This window comes from Allobosea sp. NPDC055332 (assembly GCF_053645455.1).
Map to the genome: position 1 here is coordinate 1277810 of NZ_JBSHMO010000002.1, position 12790 is coordinate 1290599.

Sequence of the window (12790 nt, forward strand, 5' to 3'; positions counted from 1 at the left end):
TAGGTCTTCAGGCTCCGGCATTGGATGTCAGGAACGCGCGGGCGCGGTCCAGATCGGGAGGCGTGTCGACGCCACGCGGGACGTGATCGATGATCATCGCATCGATGCGCATGCCGTCCTCGAGCGCCCGCAGCTGCTCGAGCTTCTCACGCAGTTCGAGCGGCGATTGCGGCAGCGAGACGAAGCGGTCGAGCGCGCGGCGGCGATAGGCGTAGAGGCCGACATGGTGGTAGAGCGGGCCCTCGCCATAAGGCGCGGTCGCACGGGTGAAGTAGAGTGCCCGCATCCGGCCGGGAGAAATCTCGCTGCCGATCAGCTTGACCACGCTCGGCGCGGTCTTCTCCTCGTCCTCGGTGATCTCGCCGGCAAGCGTCGCGATGTCGACGGCCGGATCCGCGAGCGGCTCCACCGCAGCCGCGATCGCGGTCGGCGCCAAAGTGGGGAAATCGCCCTGGACGTTGACGATGATGTCGTGCTCGCCCTTGGGATCGATGATGTCGGCGGCTTCCTTGATCCGGTCGGAGCCGGTCTGGTGCGCGGGGCTGGTCATCACCGCCCGGCCGCCGGCCTGCTCGATCGCCGCCAGGATGCGCTCGTCATCGGTCGCGACCACGACATCGCCGACACGCGCCTCGATGGCACGGCGCCAGACACGGACGATCATCGGCTCGCCCAGGATGTCGGCCAACGGCTTGCCCGGCAGGCGCGTCGCCTGCATGCGGGCGGGGATCAGGATCAGCGGATTGGGCATTGGCTGGGGAAAGCTCGCAGGGCGGCAAAAGGTCTCAAAGCGGTGCGTGCTTATACGAGTTGCAATGCAGCGCGCAAAGCGGTTAAGCAGCGCTGACGTGCCGGCTCCCCACAAGGGTCCGGCCGCAGCGCTGTCTTGCTTCGCCGACGGGCGGGCCGGGGGTTGTGAGAGACGATGAATATCGAACTGAACAAGATCGCTGGTGCGGGTCTGTCGACACTGCTCGTCGTGATGGCCTTGAACATGACCGCCGGCATCGTCTTCGCCCCGAAGAAGCCGACCGTGCCGGGCTATGACCTGCCGAGCCTGGAGCCGGCCGCCGCCGGTGGCGCCGGCGCTCCGGCTGCTGCTGCCGAGGAGCCGATCGCGGTGCGCCTCGCCAAGGCCGACCCGGCCAAGGGCGAGAAGGCCGTCGCCGCCTGCAAGGCTTGCCACACCTTCGAGAAGGGCGGCGCCAACAAGGTTGGCCCGCATCTCTACGACGTCTATGGCCGCCCCGAGGGCTCGATCGCCGGCTTCGGCTATTCGGCCGCGATGAAGGGCCGCAACGACAAGAGCTGGGACGCCGACGCGCTCGACCACTTCCTGAAGAACCCGAAGGCCTATGTGCCGGGCACGATCATGGCCTTCGCCGGCATCAGCCGGCCGGAGAGCCGCGCCGACGTCGTCGCCTATCTCAACAGCCTCGCCGATTCGCCGAAGCCGCTGCCGAAGCCCTGAGCCTGCAGCGCCTTTCGCGTCAACGTGACCTCGCAAGCCGGGCGCAAGCCCGGCTTTTGCTTGTCGGCGCCATGCAATTGCCGTCACCATGACGGGGAATGCGCGCAACGCTGGCTTTGGCCGAGCGTGACGACATAATCGCACGACGAATCGCAAGGGGTGTTTGCATGGCGATCCGGATTACCCGCCGCAGGCTGCTCGAAGCTGGCGGCGCGCTCGCAGGCGCGGCCGCGCTGCCGGCCTCGCTCACGACGGCGCTCGCGCAGGAGAACGAGGTCCACGGCCTCTCGACCTTCGGCGAGCTGGCGCTGCCGGCGGACTTCCCGCATTTCGCCTATGTCAATCCGAAGGCGCCGAAGGGCGGCTCGATCACCATCCAGATCAAGCGCGCCGGCGGCAATCAGAGCTTCGACACCTTCAACACGCTCAACACCTTTGTGCTGCAAGGCGACGGCGCGGCCGGCATGGACGCCTGCTTCGACAGCCTGATGGCCGGCTCCGGCGACGAGCCGGGCTCGCTCTACGGCCTGCTGGCGAAGAGCGTCGTGGTCTCGCAGGACAAGCTGACCTATCGTTTCCGGCTGCGGCCGGAGGCGAAATTCCATGACGGCTCGCGCGTCACCGCCGGCGATGCGGCCTTCTCGTTCAATCTGCTGAAGAGCAAGGGCCATCCGACCTACCGGCTGATCCTCGCCGAAATGGAATCGGCGGTCGCCGAGGGCGACGACCTCATCGTGGTCAAGCTCACGCCGAAGCGCAGCCGCGACATGCATCTCGTCGTCGCCGGCCTGCCGGTCTTCTCCGAGAAATACTGGTCGACCCGCAATTTCGAGGCCTCGACCCTGGAGCCGCCGCTCGGCTCCGGCGCCTACAAGGTCGGACGCTTCGAGCAGGGCCGCTTCATCGAGTTCGACCGGGTGCCGGACTACTGGGCCAAGGACCTGCCGGTGAATGTCGGCCAGAACAATTTCGACAGGGTCCGCTGGGAGTATTTCCGCGACCGGCAGGTGGCGTTCGAGGCCTTCAAGAGCGGCGTGATCACCTTCCAGGAGGAGTTCACCTCGCGCATCTGGGCGACGGGCTACGACTTCCCGGCGATCAAGGAGGGCAAGGTCAAGAAGGAGGCCCTGCCGAAGACCGAGCCGATCGGCTCGCAGGGCTGGATCTATAATCTGCGCCGCGAGAAATTCGCCGATCCGCGCATCCGCGAGGCGCTCGGCCTCGCCTTCGACTTCGAGTGGACCAACAAGAACATCATGTTCTCGTCCTTCTCGCGGGCGACCTCCTATTTCGAGAACTCGGATTCGAAGGCGGAGGGCAAGCCCTCGCCGGAAGAGCTCGCGCTGCTGGAACCGTTCCGCGGCAAGGTGCCGGACGAAGTCTTCGGCGAGCCCTATCTGCCGCCGGTCTCGGACGGCTCGGGCAGCGACCGCGCCCTGCTGCGCCGCGCCGACGAGATGCTGCGCGCCGCCGGCTGCAAGCGCGACGGCAATGTGCTGAAACTGCCGAACGGCCAGCCCTTCGAGATCGAGTTCCTGGATTCGACGCCGTCCCTGCAGCCGCACACCCAGCCCTTCCAGGCCAATCTCAAGCGCCTCGGCATCAACGCGACCTCGCGCATCGTCGACGGCGCGCAATACCAGCGCCGGCTCGACGAGTTCGACTTCGACATGATCAGCCGGGCGATGACCGGCAGCTCGATCCCGAGCGACACGATGCGCATCCTCTACGGCTCGGAAGCGGCGAAGACGCGCGGCTCGCGCAATGTCGGCGGCATCGCCGATCCCGCCATCGACGCGATGATCGAGAAGGTCGGCAAGGCCGAGAGCTATGCAGAAGTGGTCGTCGCCGCAAAATGCCTCGACCGGTTGCTGCGCGCCGGGCGCTACTGGATCCCGATGTGGTGGAACGCCAGCGAGTGGCTGGCCTATTGGGACATGTATGAACGCCCGCAGACCAAGCCGAAATACTCTTCCGGCGCGCCGGGAACCTGGTGGTACGATCCGGAAAAAGCGAAGCGGATCGGGAAGGCATAAGCGGGAATGCTGAACTACATCGCCCGGCGTCTGGCGCTGATGGTGCCGACCCTGTTCGGCATCCTGCTGATCTCCTTCGTCATCGTGCAGTTCGCGCCGGGCGGGCCGGTCGAGCGCATCATCTCGCAGCTCAACAATCCCAACAGCGGCGCGGCCGAGCGCGTCGGCGGCGGCTCCGGCGGCGATGCCGGGGCGCAGGCGCTGGACTCAGGCTCGGCCTATCGCGGCGCGCAGGGGCTCGACCCCGCCTTCATCAAGGAGCTGGAGAAGCAGTTCGGCTTCGACAAGCCGGCGCATGAGCGCTTCCTCAAGATGCTGAAGGACTATGCGACCTTCGATTTCGGCCGCAGTTATTTCCGCGATGCGCCGGTGCTGCAGCTGATCAAGGAAAAGCTGCCGGTCTCGATCACGCTCGGGCTGTGGATGACCTTGCTCTCCTATGCGATCTCGATCCCGCTCGGCATCCGCAAGGCGGTCAGGGACGGCTCGCGCTTCGACACCTGGACCAGTGCGGTCGTGATCATCGGCTACGCCATTCCGAGCTTCCTGTTCGCGATCCTCTTGATCGTGCTCTTCGCCGGCGGCTCGTTCTGGCAGATCTTCCCCTTGCGCGGCCTGACCTCGGAGAACTGGGCGCAACTCAGCCTGATCGGGAAGATCGGCGACTATCTATGGCACATCGCCCTGCCGGTGCTGGCGATGGCGCTGGGCGCCTTCGCGACCTCGACGCTTTTGACCAAGAACTCCTTCCTCGACGAGATCAGGAAGCAATATGTACTGACGGCGCGGATGAAGGGCCTGTCGGAGCGCGGCGTGCTCTACGGCCATGTCTTCCGCAACGCCATGCTGATCGTGATCGCCGGCTTTCCCGGCGCGTTCGTGCATGCGCTCTTCGCGGGATCGCTGCTGATCGAGACGATCTTCTCGCTCGACGGGCTCGGCCTCCTCTCCTTCGAGGCGATCGTTAACCGCGACTATCCTGTCGTCTTCGCCAATCTCTACATCTTCTCGCTGATCGGCCTCCTCGTGCACCTGATCACCGACCTGACCTATGCCTGGGTCGACCCGCGCATCGATTTCGAATCGCGGGAGGCCTGAGGTGTCCGATACCCTCCTCGACGCCCCGCCGGCTCTGCGCTCAGCTGAGCCGGCAGCCGCGCCCCCGCAGATGAAGCAGGGCTGGCTCAAGCTCTCGCCGATCAACCGGCGCCGGCTCGACAGCTTCAAGGCCAACAAGCGCGGCTGGTGGTCGTTCTGGATCTTCCTGACGCTGTTCGTGCTCTCGCTCTTCGCCGAGTTCATCGCCAACGACCGGCCGCTGATCGTCCGCTACAAGGGCGAGACGCTGTTCCCGGTCGCGATCAATTATCCCGAGGAGAAGTTCGGCGGCTTCCTCGCCACCACCGATTATCGCGACCCGACCATCGCCAGGGAGATCGCCAGCAATGGCTGGGCGATCTGGCCGCCGATCCGCTACTCCTATCGCACGCATAATCTCGACCTGCCGGTGCCGGCCCCTGCCCCGCCGACCTGGATGCTCAAGGATGAGCAGTGCCGGCCGATCGCCGAGCGAACCGGCGGCATGACCTGCCGCGAGCTCGAATGGAACTGGCTCGGCACCGACGACCAGGGCCGCGACGTGGTCGCGCGGCTGATCTACGGCTTTCGCATCTCCGTGCTGTTCGGGCTGATCCTGGCCTCGATCTCCTCGGTGATCGGCATCGCCGCCGGCGCGATCCAGGGCTATTTCGGCGGCTGGACCGACCTGATCTTCCAGCGCGTCATCGAGATCTGGACCTCCATTCCCGCGCTCTATTTGCTGATCATCGTCGCGGCGATCATCACGCCCGGCTTCTTCGTGCTGCTCGGCATCCTCTTGCTATTTTCATGGGTCGCGCTGGTCGGCGTCGTCCGGGCCGAGTTCCTGCGGGCCCGCAATTTCGAGTATGTCCGGGCGGCGCGGGCGCTCGGCCTCTCCAACCGGGCGATCATGGTCAAGCACCTGCTCCCCAACGCCATGGTGGCGACGCTGACCTTCCTGCCCTTCATCCTCAACGGCTCGATCACAACGCTGACCTCGCTCGACTTCCTCGGCTTCGGCCTGCCACCGGGCTCGCCCTCGCTCGGCGAACTCCTGGCGCAGGGCAAAGCGAACCTGCAGGCGCCCTGGCTCGGTCTCTCCGGCTTCTTCGTGATCGCGCTGATGCTGTCGCTGCTGATCTTCATCGGCGAAGCCGTCCGCGACGCCTTCGACCCGAGGAAGACTTTCGCGTGAGCGCGCCCCTCCTCTCCGTCCAGGACCTCTCCGTCGCCTTCCGCCAGGGCGGGCAGGAGACGCTCGCGGTCGACAAGGTCTCGTTCGCGATCGCCAAGGGCGAAACGCTGGCACTGGTCGGCGAGTCCGGCTCGGGCAAATCGGTCTCGGCGCTGTCGATCCTGAAGCTCCTGAACTATCCGGCGGCTCATCACCCGACGGGCAAGGTGCTGTTCAATGGCCAGGACCTGATCGCGGCCGACGAAGACGCGATGCGCAAGGTCCGCGGCAACGACATCACCATGGTGTTCCAGGAACCGATGACCTCGCTCAACCCGCTGCACACGATCGCGCGGCAGATCGGCGAGATCCTCGAACTGCACAAGGGCCTGCGCGGCGAGAAGGCGCGCGAGCGGACGCTCGAACTGCTGTCGCTGGTCGGCATCCGCGATGCGGCAAGCCGGCTCGACGCCTATCCGCACCAGCTTTCCGGCGGTCAGCGCCAGCGCGTGATGATCGCGATGGCGCTCGCCAACGAGCCCGATCTCCTGATCGCCGACGAGCCGACCACGGCGCTCGACGTCACCGTGCAGGCGCAGATCCTGACGCTGCTGAAGGAGCTGCAGGCACGGCTCGGCATGGCGATCTTGTTCATCACCCACGACCTCGGCATCGTCCGGCGCATCGCCGACGGGGTCTGCGTGATGCTGAAGGGCAAGATCGTCGAGCATGGGCCGGTCGCCGAGATCTTCGGCAATCCCCAGCACGCCTATACTCAGCGCCTGCTCGCCGCCGAGCCGAAGGGCCGGCCGGAGCCGGTGCCGGAGGGCGCCCCGATCCTGCTGGAGGCCGGTCCGGTCAAGGTCTGGTTCCCGATCAAGACCGGGCTGCTGCGCCGCACGACCAGCCATGTGAAGGCGGTCGACGGCATCTCCGTGAAGGTGCGCGAAGGCGAGACGCTCGGCATCGTCGGCGAATCCGGTTCGGGCAAGACCACGCTCGGCCTCGCCATCCTCCGCCTGATCTCATCGGAGGGGCCGATCGTCTTCCTCGGCGACCGCATCGATGGGCTCAAAAGCAAGGCGGTCCGCCCCAAGCGCAAGGATCTGCAAGTCGTCTTCCAGGACCCTTACGGCTCGCTCTCGCCGCGCATGTCGGTCGCCGACATCGTCGCAGAGGGGCTCGCCGTCCAGCAGAAGGGGCTGAGCTATCAGCGCCAGCGCGAGATCGTGGCGCAGGCGCTCGCCGATGTGGGCCTGGATCCAGCGACCATGGATCGCTATCCGCATGAATTCTCCGGTGGCCAGCGCCAGCGCATCGCCATCGCCCGCGCTATGGCGCTCGATCCGAAATTCGTCGTGCTCGACGAGCCGACCTCAGCGCTCGACATGTCCGTGCAGGCGCAGATCGTCGAATTGCTGCGCGGGCTGCAGGCCAGGCGCAAGCTCGGCTATCTCTTCATCAGCCACGACCTCAAGGTGGTCAGGGCACTGTCGCACCGGGTGGTGGTGATGCAGAACGGCAAGGTGGTCGAGGAAGGGCCGGCCGAGGAGATCTTCCAGCGTCCGCGCGAGGCCTATACGCAGGCTCTGCTCGCCGCCGCCCTCAACCTCGAACCGGCGAACAGCGCCGCGGTGCGCGACTGATGGCGCGCGCCATCCTGATCGTGCTCGATTCCGTCGGCTGCGGCGGCGCCGGGGATGCGGCCGCCTATGGCGACGAGGGTTCCGACACACTCGGCCATATCGCGCAGGCCTGTGCCGAAGGACGCGGCGACCGCGAAGGCCTGCGCAGCGGGCCGCTGCACATCCCCAACCTCGCCCGGCTGGGCCTCAGCCATGCCTGCGAGGCTTCGACCGGCAGGCCGCTCGCCGGGGTGCCGCGGCCAGAGGCCCCGAAGGGCCAATACGGCTACGGCGTCGAGGTCAGCCAGGGCAAGGACACCCCCTCCGGCCATTGGGAGATCGCCGGCTGCCCGGTGCCGTTCAAATGGGGCTATTTCACCGCGCTGGAGAATACCTTCCCGCCCGATCTCGTCGCGGCGATCATCCGTGAGGGCGCCCTACCCGGCATCCTCGGCAACAAGCATGCCTCCGGCACGGCCGTGATCGACGAGCTCGCAGAAGAGCACATCAGGACGGGCAAGCCGATCTGCTACACCTCGGTCGACTCGGTGCTGCAGATCGCGGCGCATGAGGAGCATTTCGGCCTGGAACGGCTCTACGCCCTCTGCAAGAAGGTCCGCGTCCTGGTCGATCCGCTCAGGATCGGCCGCGTCATCGCCCGGCCCTTTATCGGCACGACCGAGACCGGCTTCACCCGCACCGGCAACCGCAAGGATTTCGCGATCCCGCCGCCGGACGAGACCATCCTCGACCGGCTCGTGGCCAAAGGCCGGCCGGTCGTCACCGTCGGCAAGATCGGCGACATCTTCGCCCACCGGAACACCGGCGAGGAGATCAAGCCCTTCGGCAACGCCGCCATGTGGGCAGCGGCGCTAGAGGCATTCGAGCAACTGCCGGACGGCGGCTTCTGCTTCGTCAACCTGGTCGACTTCGACACCGAATACGGCCATCGCCGCGACATTCCCGGCTATGCGGCGGCGATCGAAGCCTTCGATCGCGATCTGCCCAGGCTCGAGGCGCTGCTGCGGCCGGGCGACCTAGCCATCGTCACCGCAGACCATGGCAACGACCCGAGCTGGCCGGGATCCGACCATACGCGCGAGCACGTGCCGATCCTGGCCTTCGGCCCCGGTGTGACGGCCGGGTCGATCGGGCGCCGCGGGAGCTTCGCCGACATCGCGGCGACGCTCGGAGATTGGCTGAAGATCGGCGCGGTCGGTCCAGGCCGCGCCTGGTAATCAGGCTGCCGCGACCCGTTCGCAGAACTCGGCGACCTCGCGGCGGATGCGCTGCGCCTGCGCCGCCAGATCGTCGGAGGAGCTCTGCAGGCTGCCGGCGGCGGCGTAGGTGCGCTCCGTCACCGTCTCGAAGCTCTGCAGGCTCTGTGCGCCGCGGCTGACGCCGTCAGAGGAGATCTGGACCTCCTTGGCGATCTCTGCCGTGGCGCGATCCTGCTCGCCAACCGCATAGGCGATGGCGACCGAGACGGTCTCGACCTCGCCGATTGCCGCGACGATCTCGCGGATCGACTTGAGCGAGCGCTGCGAAGCGGTCTGGATCGCCTCGATTGAACGCGTCACCTCGTCGGTCGCACTCGCGGTCTGGGCCGAGAGCGTCTTCACCTCGCTGGCGACGACGGCAAAGCCCTTGCCCATGGCGCCGGCCCGCGCCGCCTCGATCGTCGCATTCAGCGCCAGCATGCTGGTCTGTGCGGCGATGCCGCGGATGATCTCGACCACTGCCCCGACACTTTCGCCGGTGCGCGCCAGCGCCTCGATCTCCGTACTGGCGACCCGCGCCAGCTTTGCCGCCGATTGCGAGCTGTCAGCGGTCTGCGAGACGTTGCGGCCGATCTCGGCGATCGAGGAGGCGAGCTCCTGGCTGGCCGCCGCAGTCTGCTCGATGCTGGTCGTCATCTCGTTCGAACTGCGCGAGACGAGCGCGATCTGCTGCCGCGCCCGTTCGGACGCGCCGGTGAGGCCGCGAGCGTCGACCTGCATCGCCTCGGACGCCTTGTCGAGAATGGCCATGGCGCCGTCCATCTCGTCGCGGAAATTCGCGACCATGGCACGCAGGCGCTGGGCACGCGCTTCTGCGTCGTCGGCGAGGGCCCGCTCGCGCTCGCTCGCCAGGCGCTCACGCTCGGCAACCTCCTCGGCGCGGTGCAGATTGGCCTCCGTCTGCGCGAAGATGCGTGCGGTCATCACCGCGATCACCGCGAGGAAAGCGGTCTCGACCACCACGATGACCGCGTGCAGCAGGACCCGCAGCAGATTGCCGCCCTGGTAGAAGACGGCGGCGGGCAGGACGAACTGCAGAACCAGATGATGCGCCGCCGTGAGCGCCGCGCCCAGGATGATCGGCCGCCAGTCGCAGAAGCCGGCGAGGAGCGCCAGCACGGCGAAGTAGTACATGTGCATGTCGGGCTGCCAGGGATGCCCGGAGAAGACCGCGACCAGGATCGAGACCTGGCCGATCAGGGCGACCGCGATCGCGCATTGCGCCGTGATCGTCGCACCGACGCCGCGATAGGCAATCAGCGCAGCGAGCGCCAGCATCAGGGCACCGAGCGCGGGTATCAGCCCATCGCCAGTCTGGGCCAGCGATGCAAGCGCCAGCAGCGGGACATGAAGGAAGGCAAGGCCGATGAGGCAGCGCGCGACGAGATCGCGAAGGCCGGGCAAAGTCAAAGTCATAGGCTGCTCGCTTCGGCCTCTGGTGAGATGATGCAACCGGCCAGCCCGTCAAGGCGCAGCACCAGCAGGGCGCCGACCGGCCTTTCCGCGGTTTCCGGAGCGAGAACGACGACGAAGGGAACGGCCCCTTGCCGCAGGATCCTGCCTCCGGCCGCCAGGCTGCGCGCCACTGCGTCCTCCCCGGAGATCCAGGGCGGAAAGATGGCCGCCAACGGAGCTGACGGACCGGATACCGGCCCGGGCAGGCTCGCGAGGGCAATGAAGCCGGAGCAGATGGACAATCCCGCGATCAAGCCGATGTCGCGCCACCGCCCGGGCCGCGCGAGGCGGGAAGCGGTCGGTGTTGCGGTCGGCCCCATCCAGTTCGTCTCTCGGCTTGGCTAACGCAAGGTTGCCCTCGGTGAAGCTCCTGGGCCGTGTCGCTTAAATTTCGATTAATCAGCCAACTCCATTCGCGTCATAGCGCCCGGTTTCGGAAATGCCTTTTACGTTTCGTAAAGGCCCGAGGTCCACACTCTATAGTTGTTACATCCGTGGAGTGGACATGCCATGCGCTCGTTCATTCATCGCCTACGGACTGATCCCTCCGGCGCTACTGCCGTGGAATTTGCTTTCATCGCGCCGATACTGATGCTTCTCCTGTTTGGCATCATCGGCTACGGATACACCTTCAGCGTGTATAACGGCGTTCAGCAGCTCGCCGCGGAAGCCGCCCGTGCCTCCGTCGCGGGCCTCGATGACGCCGAACGCGAACGACTGGCGCGCGCCTTCGTCACGCGCAGCGTCGGCTCATACGCCTTCCTCAACCCGAGCAAGCTGACCGTGCGGACGACCGCCTTCGGGGCGCCGGCGCCGAGCTTCGAAGTCACGGTCGTCTACGATTACTCGGACAGCGTCTTCAATCGACTCGGCACGATCGTCGCGCTGCCGATGCCTGTGGTCGAGCGCCGCGCCGTCGTCCAGCGCGGCGGATACTGACACCCGCTCTGCGCGGGCCTGGGAGGGAGGCTGCCACGATGAGCCTGATCCGGGACTTCTTCGCCGACCGCCGCGGCCTGTCGTCCATCGTGTTTGCAGGCGCCTCGATCGTCCTCTTCGGCTTCGGCGCGATGGCTGTGGATGTCGGCAGCTTCTACTACCAGAAGCGGCGGCAGCAGACGGCGACGGATCTCGCCGCGCTCGCCGCCGCGGTGGATCTCGAGCGAGCCACGAACGCGGCACGGGCGAGCGCGGGCAGGAACGGCTTCGATCCGACCGCGATCGAGTCGGTCCAGACCGGAACCTATACACCCGACGCGAGTATGGCGCCGGAGGCGCGCTTCCGGCCAAGTTCGGTAGCCACGGCCAATGCCGCCCGGATCGAGATGCGCGCGACCACGCCGATGATCCTGGGCCGCGTGCTCACGGCCGGCGCCGTGCTGCCGAACACCACCCGAACCGGCGACGTCGCCATCCTGACGCGGGCCACCGCCGCACAGGATGCTCAGGCCTCCTTCGCCATCGGCTCGCGGCTGGCCCGGGTGGAGGGCGGCGCTCTCAACGGCCTGCTCGGCGGCCTGCTCGGCACGAGCCTGTCGCTCTCGGTCATGGACTATGAGGGGTTGGCGCGTGCCCGGATCGACCTGTTCGGCTTCGCCAAGCGGCTGGCGACGCGCGCCGCGATCTCCGCATTGACCTTCGATGAGGTCGTCCGTGCCAATGTCCGCATCGGAGATGTCATTCTGGCTGCACAGGATGCGGCACGCGACCAGGGCGCGGGCAGCGACGCCATCGCGGCACTGGGCCGCCTGGCGGCGGCCACCGCCGGCTCGGGCCAGCGCCTCAACCTGCAGGGCCTCGTCTCGTTTGGCACCTATGGCGGCCGCCAACTGAACGAGGAGATACCGCTCAAGGCGTCGCTGTCGGCGCTCGACCTCGTTTCAGCCACGGCCCAGATCGCCAATGGCGCGCGCCAGCTCGATCTCGGCCTGGCGGTCAACGTGCCTGGCCTCGCCTCGGTCTCGCTAAAGCTCGGCATCGGCGAGCGCCCGGTCGGGACCAGCCTCGTGCGCGTCGGCCGCACCGGCGCAACCGTCCACACCGCCCAGACGCGCCTGCTGCTGACACTCACCCTCGTCGGCAGCGGCCAGGCCTCCCTGGTCAAGCTGCCGCTCTACCTGGAACTCGCCGCAGCGACAGCTCGCCTGACCTCGGTCTCCTGCGGCGCCGGCGACATCACCAGCGCGCGGGTGACGCTCGGCGTGACGCCAGCCGTGGTGGATGCCTGGATCGGGCAGGTCTCCAATGCCGAGTTCAGCAATTTCAGCACGAGGCCGAACCCGCCGGCCGCGACGCTGCTCGACCTGCTCGGCCTCGCCAAGGTCACAGGCCGGGCCCATGTCACGATCAGCAACACCAGCGAGACGCCGGTGAGCTTCAGCTATGCCGAGATCCAGCGGGTCGACAAGAAGACGACCTCGACGCAGAACTTCGTCGCCAGCCTCTTGTCCCGGCTGGTCGGCGACCTCGAGATCGAGGTCGTTCCGCTCGGGATCGGAATTCCCCTGCCAGGCATCGGCAGCGCCGTGACCGGCGTCATCGCCGGCGCAGCGGCCCCGCTCGACCAGGTGCTGACGAGCCTGCTCAACACGCTGGGGATCGGGCTGGGGCAGGCCGATAGCTGGGTCAGCGGCGTGCGCTGCGGCGGGGCTGTGCTAATCCAGTAGGAC

Annotated in this window: 11 protein-coding genes; 8 read left to right on the forward strand and 3 right to left on the reverse strand. The window is 67.1% G+C overall.

Features of this window, described 5'->3' with window-relative positions:
- Positions 1-7 precede the first annotated feature (7 nt).
- Positions 8-751, reverse strand: coding sequence for a 3-deoxy-manno-octulosonate cytidylyltransferase (locus tag ACWIGM_RS14725; RefSeq protein WP_454026662.1), 744 nt, complete (start codon positions 749-751; stop codon positions 8-10).
- A gap of 174 nt (positions 752-925) precedes the next feature.
- Between ACWIGM_RS14725 and ACWIGM_RS14730 the strand changes: the two genes are divergently transcribed.
- The 6 genes from ACWIGM_RS14730 to ACWIGM_RS14755 all read left to right on the forward strand — a co-directional run bounded on the left by ACWIGM_RS14730 (position 926) and on the right by ACWIGM_RS14755 (position 8624).
- A complete protein-coding gene (locus tag ACWIGM_RS14730) occupies positions 926-1471 on the forward strand; it encodes a c-type cytochrome (protein WP_454026663.1) in 546 nt (181 codons plus the stop codon).
- A 167-nt stretch (positions 1472-1638) separates the two neighbouring features.
- Complete coding sequence (locus ACWIGM_RS14735) at positions 1639-3507, forward strand: extracellular solute-binding protein (RefSeq protein WP_454026664.1); 1869 nt, start codon at positions 1639-1641, stop codon at positions 3505-3507.
- Between the two features lie 6 nt (positions 3508-3513).
- Positions 3514-4605, forward strand: coding sequence for a microcin C ABC transporter permease YejB (locus ACWIGM_RS14740; RefSeq protein WP_454026665.1), 1092 nt, complete (start codon positions 3514-3516; stop codon positions 4603-4605).
- Between the two features lie 70 nt (positions 4606-4675).
- Positions 4676-5782: an ABC transporter permease gene (locus tag ACWIGM_RS14745; RefSeq protein ID WP_454027007.1), complete on the forward strand. Its 1107-nt coding sequence runs from the start codon at positions 4676-4678 to the stop codon at positions 5780-5782.
- A complete protein-coding gene (locus ACWIGM_RS14750; protein WP_454026666.1) occupies positions 5779-7407 on the forward strand; it encodes an ABC transporter ATP-binding protein in 1629 nt (542 codons plus the stop codon). Before ACWIGM_RS14745 ends, ACWIGM_RS14750 begins: the two co-directional genes overlap by 4 nt.
- Positions 7407-8624 carry a phosphopentomutase gene (locus tag ACWIGM_RS14755; RefSeq protein ID WP_454026667.1) on the forward strand — a complete coding sequence of 406 codons (1218 nt, stop codon included), beginning with the start codon at positions 7407-7409 and terminating at the stop codon, positions 8622-8624. The genes ACWIGM_RS14750 and ACWIGM_RS14755 overlap by 1 nt, the downstream gene beginning before the upstream one ends.
- Here ACWIGM_RS14755 and ACWIGM_RS14760 read toward each other — a convergent pair whose 3' ends face one another.
- Entirely contained in the window at positions 8625-10082 is a 1458-nt protein-coding gene (locus tag ACWIGM_RS14760) for a methyl-accepting chemotaxis protein (protein ID WP_454026668.1), read from the reverse strand. It lies immediately after the preceding gene.
- The gene (locus tag ACWIGM_RS14765) at positions 10079-10441 is read right to left on the reverse strand and encodes a hypothetical protein (RefSeq protein WP_454026669.1); all 363 of its coding nucleotides are present in this window, start codon (positions 10439-10441) and stop codon (positions 10079-10081) included. The genes ACWIGM_RS14760 and ACWIGM_RS14765 overlap by 4 nt, the downstream gene beginning before the upstream one ends.
- Positions 10442-10631: 190 nt before the next feature.
- Here ACWIGM_RS14765 and ACWIGM_RS14770 point away from each other — a divergent pair, with 190 nt between their 5' ends.
- Both ACWIGM_RS14770 and ACWIGM_RS14775 read left to right on the forward strand, forming a co-directional pair.
- Entirely contained in the window at positions 10632-11060 is a 429-nt protein-coding gene (locus tag ACWIGM_RS14770; protein WP_454026670.1) for a TadE/TadG family type IV pilus assembly protein, read from the forward strand.
- Positions 11061-11098: 38 nt separating this feature from the next.
- Positions 11099-12787 carry a pilus assembly protein TadG-related protein gene (locus ACWIGM_RS14775; RefSeq protein WP_454026671.1) on the forward strand — a complete coding sequence of 563 codons (1689 nt, stop codon included), beginning with the start codon at positions 11099-11101 and terminating at the stop codon, positions 12785-12787.
- Positions 12788-12790: the final 3 nt, after the last annotated feature.